The 22,756-nt window shown below is 44.2% G+C and carries 19 protein-coding genes; all 19 read right to left on the minus strand.

What is annotated here, in order from left to right; all coding sequences use genetic code 11:
• Positions 1–380 precede the first annotated feature (380 nt).
• Positions 381–2,354: an ABC transporter permease gene (locus tag BQ2683_RS10225; RefSeq protein WP_069988944.1), complete on the minus strand. Its 1,974-nt coding sequence runs from the start codon at positions 2,352–2,354 to the stop codon at positions 381–383.
• Entirely contained in the window at positions 2,344–3,108 is a 765-nt protein-coding gene (locus BQ2683_RS10230) for an ABC transporter ATP-binding protein (RefSeq protein ID WP_069988945.1), read from the minus strand. The genes BQ2683_RS10225 and BQ2683_RS10230 overlap by 11 nt, the downstream gene beginning before the upstream one ends.
• A gap of 76 nt (positions 3,109–3,184) precedes the next feature.
• Positions 3,185–4,162 (minus strand): sensor histidine kinase, encoded by a 978-nt coding sequence (locus BQ2683_RS10235; RefSeq protein WP_069988946.1) that lies wholly within the window; start codon positions 4,160–4,162, stop codon positions 3,185–3,187.
• Complete coding sequence (locus tag BQ2683_RS10240; protein WP_069988947.1) at positions 4,159–4,770, minus strand: response regulator transcription factor; 612 nt, start codon at positions 4,768–4,770, stop codon at positions 4,159–4,161. Before BQ2683_RS10240 ends, BQ2683_RS10235 begins: the two co-directional genes overlap by 4 nt.
• A gap of 125 nt (positions 4,771–4,895) precedes the next feature.
• Positions 4,896–5,801, minus strand: a complete 906-nt coding sequence (locus BQ2683_RS10245) for a DUF368 domain-containing protein (protein WP_069988948.1) — start codon at positions 5,799–5,801, stop codon at positions 4,896–4,898.
• Positions 5,802–5,814: 13 nt separating this feature from the next.
• Positions 5,815–6,630 carry a Cof-type HAD-IIB family hydrolase gene (locus tag BQ2683_RS10250; RefSeq protein WP_069988949.1) on the minus strand — a complete coding sequence of 272 codons (816 nt, stop codon included), beginning with the start codon at positions 6,628–6,630 and terminating at the stop codon, positions 5,815–5,817.
• 27 nt (positions 6,631–6,657) lie between these two features.
• Positions 6,658–7,572 carry an RluA family pseudouridine synthase gene (locus BQ2683_RS10255; RefSeq protein ID WP_069988950.1) on the minus strand — a complete coding sequence of 305 codons (915 nt, stop codon included), beginning with the start codon at positions 7,570–7,572 and terminating at the stop codon, positions 6,658–6,660.
• Entirely contained in the window at positions 7,573–8,079 is a 507-nt protein-coding gene (lspA, locus tag BQ2683_RS10260) for a signal peptidase II (RefSeq protein WP_069988951.1), read from the minus strand. It lies immediately after the preceding gene.
• Between the two features lie 66 nt (positions 8,080–8,145).
• Positions 8,146–10,932 (minus strand): isoleucine--tRNA ligase, encoded by a 2,787-nt coding sequence (ileS, locus tag BQ2683_RS10265; protein ID WP_069988952.1) that lies wholly within the window; start codon positions 10,930–10,932, stop codon positions 8,146–8,148.
• A 42-nt stretch (positions 10,933–10,974) separates the two neighbouring features.
• A complete protein-coding gene (locus BQ2683_RS10270) occupies positions 10,975–11,844 on the minus strand; it encodes a DivIVA domain-containing protein (RefSeq protein ID WP_069988953.1) in 870 nt (289 codons plus the stop codon).
• Between the two features lie 13 nt (positions 11,845–11,857).
• Complete coding sequence (locus tag BQ2683_RS10275; protein WP_069988954.1) at positions 11,858–12,616, minus strand: YlmH family RNA-binding protein; 759 nt, start codon at positions 12,614–12,616, stop codon at positions 11,858–11,860.
• A gap of 1 nt (position 12,617) precedes the next feature.
• Complete coding sequence (locus tag BQ2683_RS10280; RefSeq protein ID WP_069988955.1) at positions 12,618–13,061, minus strand: cell division protein SepF; 444 nt, start codon at positions 13,059–13,061, stop codon at positions 12,618–12,620.
• A complete protein-coding gene (locus BQ2683_RS10285) occupies positions 13,058–13,792 on the minus strand; it encodes a YggS family pyridoxal phosphate-dependent enzyme (RefSeq protein ID WP_069988956.1) in 735 nt (244 codons plus the stop codon). Before BQ2683_RS10285 ends, BQ2683_RS10280 begins: the two co-directional genes overlap by 4 nt.
• Positions 13,770–15,008, minus strand: coding sequence for a biotin/lipoyl attachment domain-containing protein (locus BQ2683_RS10290; RefSeq protein WP_069988957.1), 1,239 nt, complete (start codon positions 15,006–15,008; stop codon positions 13,770–13,772). The genes BQ2683_RS10285 and BQ2683_RS10290 overlap by 23 nt, the downstream gene beginning before the upstream one ends.
• Before the next feature lie 43 nt (positions 15,009–15,051).
• Entirely contained in the window at positions 15,052–16,077 is a 1,026-nt protein-coding gene (gene miaA, locus BQ2683_RS10295; RefSeq protein WP_235843911.1) for a tRNA (adenosine(37)-N6)-dimethylallyltransferase MiaA, read from the minus strand.
• Positions 15,989–17,893, minus strand: a complete 1,905-nt coding sequence (gene mutL, locus BQ2683_RS10300; RefSeq protein WP_069988958.1) for a DNA mismatch repair endonuclease MutL — start codon at positions 17,891–17,893, stop codon at positions 15,989–15,991. Before mutL ends, miaA begins: the two co-directional genes overlap by 89 nt.
• A gap of 17 nt (positions 17,894–17,910) precedes the next feature.
• Positions 17,911–20,541, minus strand: a complete 2,631-nt coding sequence (mutS, locus tag BQ2683_RS10305) for a DNA mismatch repair protein MutS (protein ID WP_069988959.1) — start codon at positions 20,539–20,541, stop codon at positions 17,911–17,913.
• A 40-nt stretch (positions 20,542–20,581) separates the two neighbouring features.
• Positions 20,582–20,989, minus strand: a complete 408-nt coding sequence (locus BQ2683_RS10310) for a YlbF/YmcA family competence regulator (protein ID WP_069988960.1) — start codon at positions 20,987–20,989, stop codon at positions 20,582–20,584.
• A 21-nt stretch (positions 20,990–21,010) separates the two neighbouring features.
• Positions 21,011–22,426 (minus strand): tRNA (N6-isopentenyl adenosine(37)-C2)-methylthiotransferase MiaB, encoded by a 1,416-nt coding sequence (gene miaB, locus BQ2683_RS10315; protein ID WP_235843912.1) that lies wholly within the window; start codon positions 22,424–22,426, stop codon positions 21,011–21,013.
• Positions 22,427–22,756: the final 330 nt, after the last annotated feature.

A 22,756-nucleotide genomic window follows, 5' to 3' on the forward strand; every position in this document is an offset into this window, starting at 1 on the left:
GTAAAATTTGAATCTTATAAAAAAACCCCAACCTTTCTATAGAAAAGTTGGGTTTTTTTATAGCAGAGAAAAGATAAACACAAGAATATTATAGATTTATAATTACACAATGTATGTGTTGCCAGTAAGGATGCTAATCTAATGAATGTTTTGATTTGAAAAACAACTTTTGAGTAGATTATTGTACCCATGTTAGAGTTTTTAAGTTTCTTCTTAAAAATTACAGAGCAATCTTTTGTGAAAAGTATATTTTTCTGTTAGAAGAAATCATATGCTCCAATACTTACAGATAAGTATTGGTTTTCCGAAATAGAATTCTAATTTTACAAAGATATGGAACTCCCTTTACGGAATGGCATATGATTACTCCAGATTGTAAACTATTGTTGATGATGGACAATATTCCGTTTGGCAATAAGATAGGTAGCGATAAAATACAGAACATAAATGGCTACCACTACGAACGCAATTGCCGTTGTCGTTGTTACAACTTCGCTTACATTCCCCGCATATCCCGACATCTCCATAATTTTGATGCAGATTTGCGCAGTTGGAACGCTCAACAAAACTGGGACTACAAACGGCAACAGGAAAAAGCAGAAAATCTGGTAAAACAACGTCCTGTTCTGTTCCTGTTCCCCTGTTCCCAGCCGGAATAAAATCCGATATTTTTGTCGGTCATCCGACAAACTGGAGAGTGTTTTTAGCGCTAAAATCGCCATTGCCAAAAATACAAATACAATGGAAATATACAAAGCACCTACTATAAAAATAGCGGTATTACTATTGCGTTGGATTCTGCCATACTCTTTTAAATCATAATCACAGCGTTCAATCAAATATTGCCCATTCCTGCTGGTGGTTTGATAGCTGAGCTCCTGGCGCAATGCTTCGGCATCATAGCGGTCTTGCTTCAAATCATACGCCATACAATCCAATTCCACGTCTAACCCCTGTACTGCTTCATCCGGCACAATCGCTGTGAAATAATAGTAGGAAAACATTGGAACATCGGTTAAAATTCCACCATAACAATAGGTTTTACCGTTTAAATCCAACTGGGTGGAGGAAAAATCGTAAGCCTGCACTTGTGGGATATCCGCTATAATTTTATAGGTCCCATTTAAGGTAACAGTGGGAATTCTCAATGCCTCACAAAGCTGATTAAAATCACTTTCGGTAATAAAGGTATCATTTAACCCTTCATATCCTTCCCCAGACCATTTGGTTTGGCGATATAGAGTATTATCTTGGGAAGCGTAATACCGATATGGAATTTTGCGTTCAATCTCCGAATAATTCTGGATGGTCTGTTCCGCCTGTTCCATACTAATTGGGCTTGGGTCTTTTGGATCTAGGTTGGCTGTAATATCAAACGGATAATTTTTATCCAGCGTCAGTTTCTCACTAGTTTTCTGCATAAATGATACATTGGAACCAATAATGGCAAACGCAATCAAAAACGACAGAAACCCCGCCATCACCGCGTTGGTGCTTAATTTTCCGGAAAGTTGCCTTAGGATAAAAGTATTGGTTCTGCGATTGCGGAATTTTTCATTTTTTAATAATAGATTGACAATGCTTTTGGAAACCCCAATATGGAAGATAATTAAAGCAACACCTAGTGTAACGAAACAAGAAAAAATAAGAAATCCAGCTTGATCCGAATCGGTATTTTGGAACATATTGAGGACAGTTTGATAAAATACTACACAGCAACCCACAATGGCAATGCCGGATAATACAGCGATAGCCATCCAAAACATAGGGTGTTTTACCTTTTTTTCTACCATCCGGTCTCCATGCAACAAATGGTACACGCTTACCCGGTTGAGATACAAAGAAGAAGTGATAGAGGACAACAAAAATACCGTTACCACTAAAGCAATTGTCAGCAAAAGCCCGCTGGCGGAGTAGGAGGCGAATGAAAATTCCATCTCCATCAGGTTGGTAATCAACGCCATCAATCCCTGGTAGATAAAAACTCCCAACAGGATTCCCGCCAAAATGGCGGCTACACATAAAATCATGGTTTCCAAGATAAAAATTGAAAGGATGTTTTTCCGGGTCATCCCCAGGGTAAGATAGGTTCCAAACTCTCGCTTCCTCAGTTTTAATATAAAGGAAGTAGCATATCCCAAAACAAATGCCACAATAATCGAGACAAATACAGTAATGCCGATTAATCCACTTTTTAGCTCCTGCATGGACTCCGCAAAAGCCATAAGCTGCTTGTTAAAAATAACATTGTTTACCGCGAACATTAATGCCACAGTAATGGAAACCGTAATAAAATAGATGAGATAGTTTCCAACTTGACGTTTTACATTCCGGAAAGCCAATTTACCGAACATCCGCATCACCCCCAAGGGCTGCCATCACCGATAGAATTTCACGGTACATGGTTTTCCGGTCACGGTCACCACGGTTGACCTCACTCCAAATGTTCCCATCTTTTAAGAACAAAACACGGTCTGCATAGGAACCAACCACTGCATCGTGGGTTACTACCAAGATGGTAGAATTCAGGGATTTGTTCATCAACTCAAATGTTTGCATTAAAATACGGGAATTTTTTGAATCCAGCGCACCGGTTGGTTCATCCGCTAGTACAATCGCCGGGGAGGTAATAATCGCTCTGGCACAGGCCACCCGCTGGCGTTGTCCGCCGGACAGTTCATAGGGGAACTTATCCAACTGGTCATATACCCCTAATTCCTTGGAGATAACCTCCAGTGCCTGTTTGGTTTTGGATAGGCTAACCCCTTTTAAATTCAGAGGAAGTGTAATGTTCTCCCCTACCGTTAAAGTGTCCAGCAGGTTGTATTCCTGAAAGATAAAACCCAGCTTATCCCGGCGGAATGTGGAAAGCTGGTTTTCTTTCATTTCTGCGATATTGTTATCCTCCACATAAATTTCCCCAGCGCTGACCCTATCAATAGTAGAAATCACATTGAGCAAAGTGCTTTTTCCCGAACCGGAAGCCCCCATAATGGCAGTGAATTCTCCTTTGTTTACGGTAAAGGAAATTCCATCCAACGCTTTGGTTACTACGCTTCCACTCCCATAATATTTCACAACATTTTTTACTTTTAAAATTTCATTCATGACCGTATCCTCCATTTCGTCTTTTACTATACCACGAAACAGGGGATTTTTTTCTAACACTATCCCTATGGTTTTCTTACATTTTTGTAAGGTTGGGAAAAGTAAAGGAAATACGGGTATATTTGGATGGTTCGGACTGGATTTCCAGGGAAATTTCCAATTGGTTGCACAGTTCTTTGACCAAGTACAACCCCATCCCTGTACTTCCACCCAGTCTTCTGCCATTGGTTCCAGTAAAACCCCGCTCTGTTACCCTGCCTAATTCGTGTTTTGGAATCCCAATCCCATTGTCCTCCACAGTAATCGTCCCATTTTCTGCTGTAATTACAATGTGGCAGCCCGGGCTGTATTTGGCGCTGTTAATCAATAGCTGCTTTAAAATAAAACAAAGGGGTTTTTGATCCGAATACACCATAAAATCACCCGAAACATCAATGCTGACATTGGCGGCAATCAGCAGTTCCATCTGGCTTTTTACCGCCTCATTGATGACAGGGGCAACCTGGAACCGCTGGATTTGGTTATCCCGTTCCACCGAACGCATCCGTGCGTAGTACAAAATGCTCTCGGTCAGGTTGTCCGCCCGTTTTAATTCCCGTTTTAATTTTCTAGGGTCTGCATCATTGGCTAAAATGAGGGAGCAGGCAGTCAATGGAGTTTTAATTTCGTGAATCCAGCTCTCCACATAATCACAATACTCTTCTTTTTCCCGTACCGATTGTTCCACAATGCCAATGGCGGAACGGGAAATGATTTTCATTACCTCATAATATTGCCGTTCTACCAGGTTATTTGGCAACGGCAGCAATTCCCCCAACAAATAAGGTTCAGTCAGTTGCTGTTGCAGCTGAAATAGATGGTTGAGTTTGGAACGCTCTACGAGATAATTGCACACCAGCCAACAGATTACCAGCAGTGCCAAAAATCCAATGGCAATCCCAATTAATCCTAATGATACTTTACTATAAAGTAAAAATACCGTTATTATGATTCCACCAATTCCTAAAAAGCAGAGGGTAATTGCTTTGGAACGGAAAAATTCACGAAATTTCATAATCTATACCCCACTCCCCTTACGGTACGGATATGTTCGTTGGCTCCCATGCGTTTTAGTTTTTCCCGCAAGCGGTTAATATTCACACTTAAAGTGTTATCGTCAATATATAAGCTGTTGTTCCAAAGGTCTTCAATGATTTCCTCCCGGGTACAAAGCTCCTTGTTCATCAAACATGCTAAAATGCGGGTTTCATTTTTGGTAAGCTCCTCCGTTTGCCCTTGAAACCCCACCGTCAGTTCCGCCAAGTTTAGGGTCAGCCCTTTTACCGATACAACGGTATTGGTTTTCCGCTTTAACAGGCGGGAAATCCTCGCCAGAAGCACGGAAGAATTATAGGGTTTTCGGATATAATCATCCGCTCCGACCCCAAAGCCCAGCAGTTCGTCTTCTGAGGAAACCCGGGCTGTCAAAAAAATCACTGGGACATCCGATTGCAGGCGCAGTTTCCGGCAAATTTCAAAACCGCTCTCCCCAGGCAGATTGACATCCAGCAACGCCAAATCACAAGGAGGTTGTTCCACTGTACAATACCCATTGGCATGTAACAGGGTAACCAGTTCATCTTTAATACTTTGGTCATCTTCTATTACTAAGATTTTTTCCATTTTTATCCCCCATTTATCCTGTTCCATCTATCTGGCATCGAACAGGTTGTAATTCCAATCTACCACAAAGCCATCCAGACAAAAACAGCCCCTGAAAGCAGGAGCCGTTTTTATTGATTCATGTATTACGCGTTTTGGTTTTTCTTTTCAAAGTATTGTTTTAATTTTTCACTGCTGGAGAAGAACGCCAGGGCAAATCCAAACAAACCAACCAAAATTGCCACGACGCCTTCCACGTTCCAGAGGAATCCTGGATAGATGCAGAACAGGGAGCCAAACAGCAGCCCTAAAATGCCAAAATAGGTCTGCTGGGTAAACCGTTTCAAGACCAGGTTAATGAGTTTTGCACCAACAATCAAGCCAATGATAATACCAAGGCCGGCGGCAGCACCAATTGGAATTAAGGTACTCATCCAAAGGGAAACGTTTATTGGGAACAATGCAGCAGCAGTACCGGACACCAATGGATAGATACCCAACAGCACCATAACAAACGAACCGCTTACCCCTGGAATAATCATCGCAATCGCCGCAATAATGCCACCAAAGAACAGCTGCAACAGCATTGGGAAAGTAACAGTTACTGTTTGGATATTGGTCGTGGTTTCGGAAGTTTTGGTAAAGGAAATCACAATCAACAGCGCTAAAGCAAGCACAAACCAGATAACAGAACTGATTTTAACGGATTTCTTTCCATCTTTCAGTTGTTCTTTTGGGAACGCATTGCGGAATACCAATGGCACACTTCCCAAAATCAAGCCGATAAAGAAGAAGTTGGTTACAACCAGATGGTTTTCCAACATATAGGTGATTAATTTACTAAACAGGATGATACCAACAGCGGCACCCAACAAAATTTGGAACAGGAAAATAATATTCCCTTTTACGTCTTTTCTAAAATCACTGACCGCGCCAATAATTTTATCGAACATATTTAAAATAACCATCATAGTACCGCCGCTTACCCCTGGGATGATATTGGCAACACCAATGACTAAGCCTGATAACATATTTTTAATCCATTTTAACATTGTTACACATTCCTCATTTTTCGTTGTCTTGATTGTTGATGACGTATTCCATTGTATCTGCGATTGCCCCTTCCTCATTGGTGCAAACCACTAAGTCGGCAATCTGTTTTACTTCTGGCAACGCATTGCCCACCGCTACACCCAAATGGGCTTTTTGCAGCATTTCCATATCGTTGAAAAAGTCCCCTACCGCAATCGAGAGTTTTCCTTCCGCCTGAGGTGTATGGGAAAGGTGTTCCAGTCCTACCCCTTTATTAATCCCCTCAGGCAGCATCTCAAAATACACGGTGTGGGTTTTCACAAATACCAATTCAGTTTCTTCTAATTGGTACATATGGGCAGCAAACTCTTCCATTAAATCCTCCGGCACGCCAAACAGGACTTTGATTGCCTCTTTGGGAAGTTCCTTCTCCTCTACCATCTGATATTCCAGCTTTTCCCGGTTGACATGGTCAATCACAATATCGTTGGGATGAAAGATATATGTAGTTTCCGCACCCAGCACCTCAATCCCCACCTGGGGATACTTCTGCTTTACCTGTTTGACTACATCCATATAACGTTGGGATAAGCAGGCGTTCCACAGGACTTTTTTCTGCTGGTAGTCGTACACCATTCCGCCGTTAAACAGGATAACGGGCATGGTAATATCCAAGGTTTCTACATACCGTTTCGCGGACAGCATAGACCGTCCAGTAGCAATGGTGAATTCCCCGCCTAGCTCTTTCCAATGTTTGATTGCTTCGCGGTCGCGCTGGGAGATGGTTTTCTGGCTGGTTAACAAAGTGCCATCCATATCCGTTGCTAAAAAATATTGGTCTAACTTCATGGGCTACTCCTTTTCGTTGTTTTCCATTTACCTTAGTTTTGCCAAAAATTTCTGAAAATAATCCGGCAGTTCGCTGTCAAACGAGAGCCATTCCCCAGTAGTTGGATGCTCAAAAGCGATCGTTTTGGCGTGCAGGCATTGCCCTTGTAACTCTGTAATACATTTTTTCGGACCATAAATGGGATCTCCCGCAACGGGATGTCCAAGGGAGGCCATGTGGACACGAATCTGGTGGGTTCTTCCTGTTTCTAGCCGCAGCCGGATATGAGAGAACTGGGAATATTCCTCTAGTACTGTATAATGGGTAACGGCTGGCTTGGAATTTTTCTGGGTAACACACATTTTTTTCCGGTCTTTTTCACTCCTGCCAATCGGCTTGTCCACACCCCCTTCCTGCTGGGGCAATCTACCATAAATAACAGCCTCATACGTCCGCTCAAACGAGTGGTTTTTAATCTGCTCCGCCAGCTTTACATGGGATTGGTCGTTTTTCGCTACAATCAAAAGCCCACTGGTATCCTTGTCAATCCGGTGGACAATTCCGGGGCGGATTACTCCGTTAATCCCTGAAAGGCTTCCCTTACAGTGGTGAAGCAAAGCGTTGACTAGCGTACCAGTGTAGTTCCCCGCAGCCGGATGGACAACCATTCCTTTTGGTTTGTTCACCACCAGCAGGTCACTGTCCTCGTACACAATATCCAGAGGAATATCTTCTGGTTGAACATCCAGTTCCACTGGGTCTGGCATGACAATAAAAAGTTGTTCCTCCCCTTTTAGGCGGTAGTTTTTCGTTAAAGGCTTACCTTGACAAGTCACCGCCTGCTGGGAAATGATTTTTTGCAAAAAAGAACGGGTTTTCTCTGAAAACTGTTCCCCTAAAAATACATCCAGCCGCTTTCCTTTTTCCTCCTGGGCAACAACAAGCTCCAGCTGTTCCGCCATTTATTCACCCTCCTGCTGGGAAAGCTTATTCTTTTTATTTTCCTGATAATCCTCCACAAACACGCCGATGATTACCAGAATCACTCCAACTACCACTAGACAGTCAGCAAAATTAAATACCGCAAAATTTTCAAACGGGGCAAAGTTCACATCAATATAATCGAATACCAGTCCGCCACGAAACAAGCGGTCAATCAAATTTCCCAAACCGCCAGCAACTACCATGGCACCAGTAATGTGAAGGAACCAGCTTTTAATTTTATTGGTAAACACAAAATAAAGGCAGATTGCCATAATCGCCACTGTAAGGATAATAATAAACCAGCGTTGTCCAGCGAACGCACTGAACGCCGCACCATCGTTTTCAATATGGGTAAAGTTTAGTACCCCTGGAATAATGGTAGTAGTATCATTTTCCATAGGCAACCATTGGGCTACCAGGAATTTAAACAGTTGGTCTAACACAACCAAAAGCACGGTTACTACCCCAAAAATGATTTTTTTCATTACGCCCTCCAACCGAAAAACAGGCTGCCGCCGTCAAACGATGGCAACAGCCCTATTTTTATTCTCTTATTCTACTACGCTTGCACAACGAGAGCACAAAGTAGGATGTTCTGGATGAGAACCAACGGTATCGCTGTACATCCAGCAGCGTTCACATTTCTCTCCAGTTGCTTTCACAACATCAATGGAAAGACCTTGTTCCTCAAAATTGAACTCGCCTGTTCCATCCTGGGAGATTTCCACGCCGGAAACAATAAAGATTGTTTGTAGGTCGTCCTTAAAGCCTTCCAGGAATTGGGCTGTTTCCTGGTTGCAATGAATGATGACATTTGCATCCAAGGAAGAACCGATGACTTTCGCGGCACGTTTTTCTTCCAATGCTTTTTTCGCACATTCACGGATTTCGTAGATTTTATTCCATTTTTCCATGAAAGAATCGGATACTGTGATGCCGATTGGTTCTGGCATTTGATTGAACAGAACGGATTCGGTATTCTCAGAGGAAGTATGTGGCAGGCTCTGCCAGATTTCTTCTGAAGTAAATGCCAGGATTGGCGCAACCATTCTAGTCAATGCGTCCAAAATCAGATACATGGTGGTTTGTGCGGCGCGGCGGTCAACGCCATCTGCTTTTTCACAGTACAAACGATCTTTGATAATATCCAGGTAGAAGTTGGACATATCAACAACGCAGAAGTTATGGATTGCATGGTATACAATATGGAAATCAAAGCTATTGTATGCTTCATCCACTTTTTTCATGAGAGCATCCAATTTTAACAATGCCCATTTATCTAATTCGTGCAGGTCATCCAGGGAAACCTGGTCGGTATCCGGATTGAACCCATTTAAGTTCCCTAAAATATATCTTGCGGTGTTACGGATTTTACGGTAACCTTCGGAGAGCTGTTTCAGGATTTCTGGAGAAATTCTAATATCCGCATGATAGTCGGAAGAAGCGACCCATAGACGAAGGATATCCGTACCGTATTGTTCGATAATCTTTTCTGGTGCAACACCGTTTTGCATGGATTTAGACATTTTACGCCCTTCACCATCCACTACCCAACCATGAGTACATACGTTTTTATATGGTGCGGTACCTTTTGTCGCAACCGCTGTCAGTAAGGAGGATTGGAACCAACCGCGATATTGGTCAGCCCCTTCCAGGTACAAATCCGCTGGCCAGCGCAAGCCATTCTTTTCATCCACAACAGAGGCATGGGTACAACCACTATCAAACCAAACATCCATGATATCAGTTTCTTTGCGGAATTTTTTACCATGGCAATCAGGACATTCAAAATCCGCTGGCAAGAACTCAGATGGATCTTTCTCATACCAGGAGTTGGAGCCCTCTTTACGGAACATATCCGCAATCGCCTGGATAGATTGATCATTGATAATCGCTTTGCCACAATCTTCACAGTAAACGATTGGGATTGGAACGCCCCATACCCGCTGACGAGAAATACACCAGTCGCTGCGGTCACGTACCATGTTCTCAATACGTCCTTCACCCCAGCCAGGAATCCAGTTTACCTCTTTGATTGCCTTTACAGCATCCTCTTTAAAATCATCTACGGAGCAGAACCACTGTTCTGTCGCGCGGAACAGGATTGGGCTCTTACAACGCCAACAGTGAGGATATTGGTGGATAATCTTTTTAATAGCAAACAGGTTTCCGGTGGAATCCAGTTTTTTCGCGATTGCCTTATTGGCATCATCGGTTTTTAAGCCGGCAAATTCCCCAGCTTCTTCGGTTAAGATACCGTCAGAATTCACTGGAACCACAATTGGAATTTCTTTATAGTTCCGGCAGACTTCAAAGTCTTCCACACCATGGCCAGGAGCGGTGTGTACGCATCCAGTACCACTTTCCAGAGTAACGTGATCCCCTACAATTACCAAAGATTCACGATCGAGGAATGGGTGGGCAACTTTCATATATTCAAATTCAGAGCCAGCAAAGTTACCAACCATTTCATAATCGGTAATGCCAGCAGCTTCCATTGCGGATGGAGCCAGTTCCCGAGCCATTACATAGTATTCATCCCCGTTTTTCACCAGAGTATAATCATAATTTGGACCTAAACAGATGGCAACGTTGCCCGGTAATGTCCAGGTAGTAGTAGTCCAAATCACAAAATAAACTTTGGATTTATCAATCCCCTGTTTTTCAAAGAAGCCTTTATCCTCGGTCACATTGAATTTTACATAGATAGAATAACATGGATCTTCCGCATATTCAATTTCTGCTTCCGCCAAAGCGGTATTACATTCTGGGCACCAATAAACTGGTTTTAAGCCTTTATAGATAAAGTTTTTCTTTGCCATTTCGCCAAATACTTCGATTTGTTTGGCTTCAAATTCCGGTTTGAGGGTCAGGTATGGGTTTTCATAATCTCCCAATACGCCCAAGCTTTTAAACTGTGCTTTTTGATTTTCCACATGTTCCAGGGCAAACTCCCCACACATTTTTCTCAGTTCTACTGGAGTGATGGTGTTTTTATCCGCGCCAGCCGCTTTTAACGCTTTTAATTCAATCGGGAGACCGTGAGTATCCCAGCCTGGAATATAAGGAGCCTGATAACCACTCATATTTTTATGCTTTACAATAAAATCCTTTAAAATTTTATTTAACGCAGTACCCAGATGGATTGCACCATTGGCATATGGAGGGCCGTCATGCAACACGTACAACGGTTTGCCTTCATTTTTTTCAATCATCTTGTAGTACAATCTTTCCTGGTCAAATTTCTGGAACAAAGGCTGTTCCCTTTTTGGCAGGTTTCCACGCATGGGAAAATCCGTTTTTGGAAGATTTAAAGTCTTATTATAATCTTGTGCCATCAGTTTGTTCTCTCCTTAATATTGTTTCTGTCTTATCACAATTTATTTTTGTTCGCCAAACTTCAAATCGCTAAACCTGGATTTAAAATCAGGGCGGTTGGCATTATTTGTAGCATTTGGCGAATTTTTTGTTTCAGTAATGGTAATCCGGAATGGAGAACCTTGTTCCTGCACCACTTTTTCGGATTCTACCGGTTTTGGGTCCGGTACAGGTTTCACTTCTGCCGGCTGTTTTGCTACTGGAGGTTTTTCCAGTTTTTCCGCTGGAATATCCTGTGGCTTTGGCGCTTCAGGCATATCCTCCACAACTGGTTTGGATGGTTCTGGTTTTGTATCTTTTACTTCCGGCAGTTTTGTAATCAAATCCAGATGGGCTTTGTAAATTCCCAATAAGTTAGATTTGAAAGCGGAAACCTCTTTTTGCATTTTTTTCAAGCGCAGCACTTCAGTTTCGGTGCGGGTTTTCGCATCGGAAACCAGGGAACCTGCTTTTTCCTGTGCATCTTTTAACATATTGGAACTTTTTACGGTGGCTTCTGCCATCATTTTCTGGCTTTGCTCCTCCGCTTCCGCAATCATTTTATTACTTTTTGCGGTGGCGTCGGTAATCATTTTATCGCTTTTCTGTTCCGCTTCTTCCACCATAGCAGCCGCTTTTATTTTGGCGTCATGTACTACGGTGCTGCTCAGTTTTTGCGCGCTGACAATAATTTCTTTTACACTCTCTTCGTCTTCCTGATAACGTTCAATCTGGGCATGTAGCTTTTTAATTTCCTCTTTGAGTTCTTTATTTTCATTTTCCATTGTTTCCCAAGCATCTGCCGCTTTGGACAAACAAGCTTCTACCTCGTCCGGTTTAAATCCAAACGCGCCTTTATCAAACGTTTGCCGTCTTAATTCATTGGCGTTCAAAACAAATCCCCCTCTACGTATATTGGTTTATGGTAATATGAAACCTTCCTTTTTTTGTCTGGCTGATTTCATCTGTAATACAAAACTTGCCCACACCACGGATGGTAAGGATATCCGCAGGCTTTAATGCAACATGGTTGGATTGCGCTACCAGATAGTTGACCATAACCATGCCGGATTGAATCAAAGATACCGCTTTTTCACGGGATACCCTAGCCGCCAAAGCGACTACAGCATCCAATCGCATGGAAGCCACTGTACCCGCCCGTTCCTGAAAAGATTCCACCAGTTCCATCTGAGATAAATCCTCCTGGCTGACCGATACTCCAACCCTGCCTACTTTGCACAGTTCCTGTAAAATAACAGGGGCGATGCTATCCCGGACAAAGAGGGAACATCCCCCTGGCTGAAGAATCATATCTCCTACCGCTTCCCTTTTTATATTCAATCCCATAATGGAGCCTAAAAAGTCCCGATGACTCAGTTCATAATGGGAAGGGTGTTGGATTTTCAGGGAAACAATTGGAAAATCCTCACGATCAGGCTGCATATAATCCGGAAACGCCCCCAACATCAACCGACGGTTATTTTTACAACCACCGTAAAACAGATAATTCGCATAATGGCGTTTTTGGATATATGCCTGCGCAAAATACACCTGGCTTTCGTTGAGAAAAGAGGTGTACTTTGGATAATTTTTCTCCCGGGCAATGGTGAAAATATCCTCCACCTTCGCTTCCAGTAGTGCTTTTTCCTGGTTCGCTTCTGTCATATTAGAAAAATACGCCGTTATTTTCCAGTTCGTCCAGCAGGTCGCCCATTACATCCACATTATATGGAGTGATAATAAAGGTACTGTTTGCTACCCGTTTAATCTGACCGTTGTTGGCATAGGCAACGCCGCTTAAAAAGTCGATCAAACGCCGGGCAATCTCCTTGCTAGCGGATTCCAGGTTTAACACAACGGTGCGCTTCGCATTGAGGTGGTCCGCAATAGAACTTGCATCCTCAAAGCGTTCTGGCTTTACCAGAACTACTTTTAATTGCGCAGTTGCGTTGATGTTCATTACTTTATTTTTACTATTGTCTCTATCTGATCTGTGGTCGTTTTCTTCTTTGGCAGAAAACACTTCACGGTTGTCATCATATTCTTCGTACTCTTCGTAATCCTCGTCCTCTACGCCTACCATACCTTTTAGTTTGTCCATAAAACTCATTTTTGAAATCCTCCTATTTGATAACTTCTAGCGCCAAACATAGCAGAACCAACCCGCACAATATTTGCGCCGTATTGGATTGCCAACATATAATCAGCACTCATTCCCATGGATAAAAAGTTCATAAATATATTATCTCTGTTTTGTGCTTTGATGTCAATATATAACCGCTGCATTTTTGCAAAATATTTCTCACTTTCTTGCGCTGGCGGGATTGCCATCAGCCCTTGTACCGAAATATTCCCTAAACTGGAAAGTCCATCCAGCAAAGGTTCTAGTAAATTAGGATCAACACCGCTTTTGGTTTCCTGCCTGCCGATATTCACCTCTACCAACACGGGCATGATCAACTGGTGTTTTTTTGCCTGCTTGTCAATCTCCTTGGCAAGTTCCAAAGAATCCACCGAGTGTATCATGGAAACCTTATCAATAATATATTTTACTTTGTTGCGCTGTAAGTGACCGATAAAGTGGATATGATCCGCTTTCAACTGGTAAGCATCGTATTTTTCCATCAACTCTTGAGCACGGTTTTCCCCTAACAGGGTAACCCCTTCCTGAATAGCAACGTTAACATACTCAGGCGGGACGGTTTTAGTCACTGCCATCAGCTGGATATCCTGTGGAGAGCGCTCAGCCTTTTGTGCCGCCTGTGCAATATTGGCTTTTATCCGCGTCACATTGGCACGAATCTGCTCCACCCGTTGACTATCGAATTGGTTTTCCATCATAAAGATCCTTCCCTTGTACAATAATGGTATCGTATAATTGCAAATACTCCTGCTCTGTGGAATGATGCGCGCACAAAATGTATTCTTCATTTTCATAAAGAATCTCCACTTTTTTAAAGTTGAGGTTGGCGCCATGCTTAATATAAACCCCTGGTGTACCATCCTCGGACGTATGCAAAGCGGTTTTTGGGATTTTTAAACCGGTATGGCTATTAAAAATAACTTCTGCCTTGTTTTGACGGATGGAAATCAGATTTCCGGTAATCTGGGTAATGCTGAACACCACCAGGCTTTCGTGTTGTTGTGGATTTTTATCAATGCGGTAGATTTCCGCTTCAATGGCGGCGTCTACATCTTCAAACCGCAGCGTACAGGCCTGCCCTTGTTTTACCTGATCCAATTTAGCGGTGGGCACTAGAGCAACATAGCGCAAGTCTGGTTTTGTCATCACTTTGCCAATAATGTTGGTTTGCTGTTCCGCAGATGGATCTGGCTCCTTATATTGCTCCAAAAGTTGTTTTAACTCGTTAGCTGTAACGGTATCAGAATAAGCGTGGGTCAACTGTTCCTCATAGCCATCCAACTTGTCCTCAAAATAGCCAGCCTGGGAGGCGTTAACCGCTTGGGGTTGGGAGGTGATTGAGGACTCTAACTCAGATTTTTGTTGATTGAGGGTTTGAATCTGACCGTTAAAATCAGTGACTTTTTGCGTTACAATCTGCCGTTTGTTCAACATAAAAGTTAGATCATTCCGATAAGAAGCATAATCCGAACCCCCGCCCTGTTCCAGCTGCTGGATAAACTCCACATAGGTATTGGTCAATTGCTGGTTCACCACTGAAATGTTAGCTTCCTGTTTTACCCCTTCGCTTTGCGCTTCTTCCAATTGTTCAATCTGGGCTGTCAGTTGTTCGATCTGCGCAGTTGCTGCTACGTCTGCTTCATTCTGATAGAGCATGGCAACATTGGCGCCTTTTGCGATTTTATCCCCATTTTGGTACAGGTATTTTACAACCCCTTCTCCTTCTGGGCGCTGGATAATCGTTTCGTCCTTAAAAACAAGCCCTTCGGTTTGGACGCTGTCATTTAAGGTATAATCATATACAATCTCGGTCTGGTAGGGATCGGACAACCGCAAATACACCTGATACCCCAGGTTGATCAAAATACAGAAGGATAACAAAACCGTAATAATGCGGATTACATTGGTTCTCATTTTTTTGTTATCCCCCTCCGTTTGATTGATTGTTTTAATTTTATCACAAATACAAGGATTTTTCTATGATTTCAAAGCTTTGTTCATAAATTGTTTGGATAGTTTCCACAGAATCGGGGAAAATCCAATGAATATTGGGATTTCTGCGGAACCATGTCAGTTGGCGTTTGGCATAGCGGCGGGTTTGCTGCTTGATGGTTTCCAGCGCCTGTTCCAGGCTTTCCTCACCGGAAAAATAACGGCTCAGCTCTTTGTAGCCAATGGCCTGGTAAGCAGTTTTCAGCCCCGGCGTATCGTAAACAGCCTTTGCTTCCTGCAGCAGTCCTTGTTCCATCATCAAATCTACCCGCAGGTTAATCCTGTCATACAAATGCTGGCGGTCCTGGTAGTTCAGCCCAATGTAACACGGATGAAAACGGGAAGGGTGTAGTCTGCTGTTTTGCAGGTGTTGGGTCATAGGAACACCAGTGGTATGGTAAATCTCCAGTCCACGGATAATTCGGTTGCAGTTGTTGGGATGGAGGGTTTTCGCATATTCTGGGTCAATCTGTTCCAATTGGCGCAGCAGATATTCCCCGCCCTGTTCTTCCGCCAGCTGTTGCAGTTGTTTTCGATACTGCTGGTCGGTTTCCGTTTCGGTAAAGGTGATATTTTCCACCAGAGAATCCACATACAGTCCGGTTCCCCCCACCAAGACGGGCTGGTTCCCACGGGCAAGGATACCATCAATCGCCTGGTTTGCCAACTGTACATAATCGGACACGCTGAATGGCTGGCGAGGGTCAAGGAAATCCATCAGATGATGGGGAATCCCCTGCTGTTCCTCTTTGGTGGGCTTTGCGGTGGCGATATCCATTCCTTTGTAAATCTGCATGGAATCCGCCGAAACGATTTCCCCTTGGAATCGCTTGGCGATTTGGATGCTTAAATCGGTTTTTCCGGACGCAGTAGGCCCTACTACAACGATTAACGGAATTTTATTATGTTCTTCCAAACTGTTTTTCAAACCTTTCTTTTGTAAACGTAAGGATGACTGGCCTGCCATGAGGGCAATACCGAATCGATTCATCCGTCCACACCCGTTGCAACAACTGATAGAGTTCTTCCGGGGTGTTGTGGTCATTGGCTTTGATGGCTGCTTTGCATGCCATAGAATGATACAAATCATCCAGCACCTTTGGTGTAATATCCTTTTTATTCTGGCAGATGTTGTTAATTAAATCTTCAAACACCTCTTGACAGTTGTGCTGATCCAACACCAAAGGAATTTCCCGGATTAAAATGGAGCTATCCCCAAAATTTTCTGCCAAAAATCCCATGTGCTGAATTTGTTCCAGGTGGTCCAACACACAGCCGTATTCTTCTCTGGACAGGGTCAAACGGATGGGAGAAAGCAACAGTTGCCGTTCCATGGGATGGTCGTTCTGAGCCTTTAGCTCCTCGTATAAAATGCGTTCATGGGCGGCGTGTTTATCCACTGCCACAAACATTCCGTCAATTTCTGCCAGAATATAAGTCTGGAACAGTTCCCCAATCAGGCGGATTTCCGGAGGTTGTTGGGATTCCATCACCACGGTTTCCTGCTGTTGGAGAAGTGGCTCTGATGTTGGAACAGATTCCGGTTTTGGCTCCTCTGGTAAAGGTTCTTCCAAAATAATCCTGTCCTCTAAGCGGGAAACTGGTTGTTGTTCTGGTTGTTTTTTTTGGAAGGAACTCCGGCTTAAAAACTGGTAGTTCTCTTGGTTAATGGACGGTTCTGGTTCAGAATGGTAGTCGGGCTTACTTTGCTGGAATATTGCCTTTTTCGGAAGTGTAGTCTGTTCTTGCTGCCGTGGATGGAATACCACCCGCTCAATATGTGGCTTTACCTGTGGCTGCTCCGGTTGCTGCGTCAACTGGTTATCCTTAGCGATTGCCTGTTTTACCGCAAAATACACCGCTTCAAATACCGCCTGTTCGTCCGAAAAACGCACCTCGATTTTCGCTGGATGCACATTGACATCCACACTATCTAATGGGAGGGAAAGCTCCAACACGCAGGCAGGGAATTTCCCCACCATGATACTGCCTTTATAGGCCTCTTCTAGAGCGGCAATACAGGTTTTGGATTTAACGTAGCGCCCGTTGATGAAAAAATGCTGCATACTCCGATTGGAGCGGGTATGGGTAGGGATGCTAGTAAATCCGGTTACCTTCACCTTATGATTACTGTCCACCTTCATCAAAGAGGTAGCAAATTCCCTACCAAACACAGCGTAAATCACTGCGAATAAATCCCCATTTCCAGGGGTATGTAGCACCTGTTTCCCCTCCCTTAGCATCTGGAACGAAACCTCCGGATGGCTCAAGGCGATTTTATCCACAATGGACTGGATGGAATTTGCCTCGGTTACATCTTTTTTCAGGAACTTCAAACGAGCAGGCACATTGTAGAACACATCTCGCACCAGAATGGTAGTTCCTGCTGAACAGCCGTAGGGTTCCAACGAAACTTCTTCCCCACCCTGGATCAGATAGCGGGTTCCATATTCCTGTTCCGCCGGTTTGGTCAACAGTTCCACCTTAGCCACAGCACAAATAGAGGCTAGTGCCTCCCCACGGAACCCCAGGGTTCCGATGCGATCTAAATCATCCTGATCAGAAATTTTGCTAGTAGCGTGGCGCAAAAATGCCTTCGGTACATCCTCGGCGGCGATGCCGCAGCCATTATCCGTCACACGGATGAGGGATTTACCGCCCCGCCGGATTTCAATGGTAACATTGGTTGCCCCTGAGTCCACGGCGTTTTCCAGTAATTCCTTTACAATCGAAGCGGGACGCTCAATTACCTCGCCGGCGGCAATCAGTTCGGATACATTTTTGTCTAACAGGTTGATTTTTGGCACAAGGGCACCTCCGTTCCCTATGATTTTAGCAGTTGTTTGAGTTCATATAAATAATCCATGGCTTTTTTTGGTGTCAGCTCGTCCGGGTCAATCTGGCGAAGCAACTCCAAAACAGGGTGTTCTGGCTGTTCTACTGTTTCTACTAGAGGGGCGCCCAAGGCAATTTGCAACGGTGCCTGTTCGATTTGATCCGCCAGAGAATTGGTCTGTACCGTTGCCAACGAACCGGATTCCAGTTCCTTTAAAATCTCATTGGCCCGTTTTACCACCGGCGCAGGAATCCCCGCCAGTTTTGCCACTGCGATGCCATAGCTGTCATCCGCTCCACCCCGTACAATCTTGCGCAAAAAGGTAATGTCATCCCCGTGTTTTTTCACCGCAATATTGTAGTTGACAATCCCATGGATTTCGTGTTCCATACTGGTGAGTTCATGGTAATGGGTGGCGAACAGGGTCTTGCAACCAAGCTGTTTGGATTTCATGATGTATTCTACCACCGATTTAGCGATGCTCATCCCGTCAAAGGTGGAAGTCCCCCGTCCGATTTCGTCCAGGATGACCAGACTGTTTTTAGTGGCATGTTTAAGGATATGGGCAACCTCGCTCATCTCCACCATAAAAGTGGATTGTCCAGCGGAAAGGTCATCCGACGCCCCAACACGGGTAAAGATCTTATCCACAATGGAAATTTTCGCGTAACTGGCAGGGACAAAACTTCCCATCTGCGCCATGAGCACAATCAGCGCCACCTGCCGCATATAGGTGGATTTTCCCGCCATGTTCGGGCCGGTAATCACAGCCAGCTTGTTGTCGCTGGTATCCAGTAAGGTGTCATTGGGTACAAACGGAACATCCAACACGGTTTCTACCACCGGATGCCTGCCATCCTGGATAACAATCTGCCCTGTGGTGACAATTTCCGGACGGGTATAATGGTATTGATCCGCTACTTCCGCCAGGGAACAAAGTACATCCACCGTGGCAACTGCTTCAGCGGTTTGCTGTACTGTAACTAGTTGTTCCGCAACAAATTTTCGCAGTTCCTCAAAGATTTCCTGCTCAATGACGATAATCCGCTCATTTGCCACCAGGACTTTCTGTTCGTACTCTTTTAGCTCCTGGGTGATAAACCGCTCACAGTTGGCAAGGGTCTGTTTGCGGATATAATCTTCCGGCACGTCCGCCAGATTGGATTTTGTCACCTCAATATAATAGCCGAACACCCGGTTGTAGTTGATTTTCAGCTTTTTGATGCCGGTGCGTTCCCGCTCTTTTTCCTCCATTTGCAGGATGTAATCCTTGCCGTTGTCCCGGATTTCCCGCAACTCGTCCAGCTCTTGATGGAACCCTGGTTTGATTACGCCGCCTTCCTTCATAGTGATTGGAGGTTCATCAATAATGGCGTTCTCGATTAAATTGTGGATCTCCTCCATGTTGGAAATCCGTTGGTTCAAATCGCACAACAGGGAGGACTGGTAGGTGGAAAGTTCCTGTTTTACTTCGGGCAGGCTTTGGGCAGTGAACGAGAGGGCTTTCAGTTCCCTTGGGGACACCGAGCCGTAAATCACCTTGGTCATCAGCCGTTCCAGGTCGTAAATATTGGAGAGCAGCTCCATCAGCCGGTCCCGCTTGATTAAGTCTTTACAAAGCTCCTCCACCGCATCCTGGCGTTTTAGAATCTGCACTGGGTTAATCAGCGGCTGCTCCACAAATTTCCGCATCAAGCGTTTTCCCATAGAGGTTTTGGTGTGGTCCAACACCCAGAGCAGGCTGCCACGTTTTTCCCCGCTGCGGAGGGTTTCGGTCAACTCCAGGTTTTTACGGGCAGCAAGATCAACCCCCATATACTGGTGCTCACTATAAAGCTGGAGGTCAATCAAACGTTTTACCCCGTCTTTCTGGGTTTCTATCAGGTAGCCAATTAAGACCCCAAGGCATCCGGTTGCCAACGGGAACTGGCTCAAGCCCAGGTCATCCAGGGATTTTCCAAACTGTTCTTCCACCTGCTGCCGCACCACAGCCGATTGGTATTTTTCATCCTCCATCAGTTCCCCGGTGCATTTCATATGGTTTTTCAGGTATTTTGCTACATCCGTAAGGTTGACAAACTCCTGGTTAAAGAGAATCTCGGAAGGGGAAAACCGTTGCAGCTCATTGACGATATCCACCATTAAATTGGAAGAGCGGAATTCGGAAGTAAACACCGTCCCGGTGGACACATCCGCAAAACTGATACCGAAGTTTTTGCCTTGTACCAGGATGCTGCAAATATAGTTGTTTTTGCCATCCTCCAACATGTTACTTTCTGAGATAGTACCCGGGGTAATGACACGGATCACTTCACGGGTGACAATCCCTTTGGCAAGGGCAGGGTTTTCCATCTGCTCACAGATGGCCACTTTGTAACCTTTTTCCACCAGCCGTTTGATATAAGTATCCACACTATGAAAAGGAACGCCGCACATTGGCGCACGTTCCTTTAAACCACAATCTCTTCCTGTTAAGGTTAACTCCAATTCCTTTGACGCAATCAGAGCATCCTCAAAGAACATCTCATAAAAATCCCCCAGGCGGAAAAACAGCAGATGATCCTTATGCTGTTGTTTGATTTGCTGATACTGCCGCATCATTGGTGAAAGTTTATCCATCATGTTCCTCCCTTGGGTGTCAAAATCTCGATGTTACAAATTAGTGGCAGCCACCACAGCTAGAGCAGCTTCCAGAACATCCCTGAGGCTCGATGTCACAGGTTTCTGGGTCGTCGCCGTTTACAGAAGCAACCAGAATATTGTTGATGTAGTTCATCAGTTTATTCATGGCGTCACTGGCACGATTAAAGGTCTGCATGTTTTGGTTTGCCATGATTTTTTCATACAGGTCGCGGAGCTGTTCGTTTTTCTGTTGAGTTTCCGCCTGGTCAGCGTCTTTATTATTCATCAGATTTTCCACTTCCATCCGTTTCAGGTTGAACTGGCCAATCAAATCATTTAATTCTGCATCGTTGTCGTTTGCCACTTTGGCGTTGTGCAGTGCCTGGTATTCTGGACACTCCTGAATTGCTTTCCCTAATTCTCTTGCTAATTTTAATGGTTCCATCTTGTATTCTCCTTATAAATTCTAAATTATATCGCCAACCAACGCCAATTTTCTGGCCTCGGTAATCCGAACGTTTACAAATTCGCCAATCAGCTCTGGGCTGCCGGTAAAGTTGACTACCATATTATGTTGGTTCCTACCAGAAAGGGTTCCTTCCTGTTTGCCAAAGCCATCCACCAGCACACGCATGGTTTGCCCCTCGTACCGTTTTAGGTTTTCCACAGCAATTTCTGCCTGCGCCTGTAACAGTTCTTGGAACCAGCGGGATTTCTCCTTTGCTGGAATTGGATCAGGCATAGCTGCCGCTTTGGTTCCATTTCGTGGGGAATAAATAAAGGTAAACAGAGAATCATACCGCACTTCCCGAATCAAGGAAAGGGTATCCTGGAACTCCTCATAGGTTTCCCCTGGGAACCCTACAATAATATCGCTGGTTAACGAAAGGTTTGGGATTTTGTGTTTTGCGTAGTCAATCAAAGACAGATAATGTTCCCGGGTATAGCTGCGATTCATCGCTTTTAATACCCTATTGTTCCCACATTGCACCGGTAAATGCAGATGTTTACAGATTTTATCGCATTCTGCTATGGTGTCAATCAATTCCCTGGTAGCGTCTTTTGGGTGGGAGGTCATAAACCGGATTTGAAAATCTCCTGGTATATCATTGATCTGGCGAAGCAACTGGGAAAAGCGGATACCGTCTTCCAGATTTTTGCCATAGGAGTTGACATTCTGTCCCAGGAGCATAATCTCTTTGTACCCCTGCTGTACCAGCCCTTCCACCTCTTGGAGGATGTCCGCCGGTTTTCTGCTGCGTTCCCTTCCTTTTACATAGGGAACGATACAGTAGGTGCAAAAATTATTACAGCCATACATAATCTGCACCGAAGCCTTAAACTGGCTGTCCCGCACCACCGGAAGGTCTTCCGCAATAACGCCTTCACTCTCCGGAATCTCAAAAATACGCTTTTGCTTTTGCAGCGCACGGTAAACAAATTCCGGCAGGCGGTGAAGCACATGGGTACCGAACACCATATCCACATAAGGGTAGCTATGCTTGATTTTTTCGGTGATATGTTCCTGCTGTACCATACAGCCACACAGCCCAATGATTAAATCAGGATGTTCCTTTTTTAAATGGGAAAGCTGCCCTACGTTTCCAAACACATGGTTCTCCGCATTTTCGCGGATAGCGCAGGTGTTGTATAATATTAGGCTGGCATGTTCCGGGGTATCCGTCAAGCCGTAGCCCATTTCCACCAGCATCCCTTTAATCCGTTCCCCATCTGCCACATTTGCCTGGCAGCCATAGGTGTGCACATGGCACAAAGGCTGCTGCAAATACCGCTGGGATAGGATTTCTTTACATTTCAGCGCATATTCCTGCTGCTGTTGTTTTTCTTGTTCTGTTATAAAAACAGCTTGTTTCTGTTCCAAACCGACACCTCTCGAAAATAATACAGGGTATATTATAACATTTTTTTCCCTTTGAATCAAGCAAAATCCCCCTGATTGTACCAAAATATTGGAAAACACCACAAAGTTACCTTTTTTATATAGGATGGCGCTATATCGTGACGCTCCAATACGATTTGTAAGTCCGAAACTGCAATACATCAAAAAATATTTGTTTCGTAACTTTTTTAGTTTACATCGGTCAAAAATTTTTGCGCAGGACCCTATAGATTCCTATTGAAAATTACATACTATTTTCTATTTTATCATATAAACGTCATATTTCCCCTTTATAGTGTTATCAAAACCAAG

It is taken from the genome of Massilioclostridium coli (assembly GCF_900095865.1).
GTDB lineage: Bacteria > Bacillota > Clostridia > Oscillospirales > Ruminococcaceae > Massilioclostridium > Massilioclostridium facile.

Bases quoted from the DNA above. Each gene is read 5' to 3' on its own strand.
- BQ2683_RS10225 (WP_069988944.1), bottom strand. From the start codon at position 2,354: ATGTTCGGTAAATTGGCTTTCCGGAATGTAAAACGTCAAGTTGGAAAC.
- BQ2683_RS10230 (WP_069988945.1), bottom strand. From the start codon at position 3,108: ATGAATGAAATTTTAAAAGTAAAAAATGTTGTGAAATATTATGGGAGT.
- BQ2683_RS10235 (WP_069988946.1), bottom strand. From the start codon at position 4,162: ATGAAATTTCGTGAATTTTTCCGTTCCAAAGCAATTACCCTCTGCTTT.
- BQ2683_RS10240 (WP_069988947.1), bottom strand. From the start codon at position 4,770: ATGGAAAAAATCTTAGTAATAGAAGATGACCAAAGTATTAAAGATGAA.
- BQ2683_RS10245 (WP_069988948.1), bottom strand. From the start codon at position 5,801: ATGTTAAAATGGATTAAAAATATGTTATCAGGCTTAGTCATTGGTGTT.
- BQ2683_RS10250 (WP_069988949.1), bottom strand. From the start codon at position 6,630: ATGAAGTTAGACCAATATTTTTTAGCAACGGATATGGATGGCACTTTG.
- BQ2683_RS10255 (WP_069988950.1), bottom strand. From the start codon at position 7,572: ATGGCGGAACAGCTGGAGCTTGTTGTTGCCCAGGAGGAAAAAGGAAAG.
- lspA (WP_069988951.1), bottom strand. From the start codon at position 8,079: ATGAAAAAAATCATTTTTGGGGTAGTAACCGTGCTTTTGGTTGTGTTA.
- ileS (WP_069988952.1), bottom strand. From the start codon at position 10,932: ATGGCACAAGATTATAATAAGACTTTAAATCTTCCAAAAACGGATTTT.
- BQ2683_RS10275 (WP_069988954.1), bottom strand. From the start codon at position 12,616: ATGACAGAAGCGAACCAGGAAAAAGCACTACTGGAAGCGAAGGTGGAG.
- BQ2683_RS10280 (WP_069988955.1), bottom strand. From the start codon at position 13,061: ATGAGTTTTATGGACAAACTAAAAGGTATGGTAGGCGTAGAGGACGAG.
- BQ2683_RS10285 (WP_069988956.1), bottom strand. From the start codon at position 13,792: ATGATGGAAAACCAATTCGATAGTCAACGGGTGGAGCAGATTCGTGCC.
- BQ2683_RS10290 (WP_069988957.1), bottom strand. From the start codon at position 15,008: ATGAGAACCAATGTAATCCGCATTATTACGGTTTTGTTATCCTTCTGT.
- miaA (WP_235843911.1), bottom strand. From the start codon at position 16,077: ATGAATCGATTCGGTATTGCCCTCATGGCAGGCCAGTCATCCTTACGT.
- mutS (WP_069988959.1), bottom strand. From the start codon at position 20,541: ATGGATAAACTTTCACCAATGATGCGGCAGTATCAGCAAATCAAACAA.
- BQ2683_RS10310 (WP_069988960.1), bottom strand. From the start codon at position 20,989: ATGGAACCATTAAAATTAGCAAGAGAATTAGGGAAAGCAATTCAGGAG.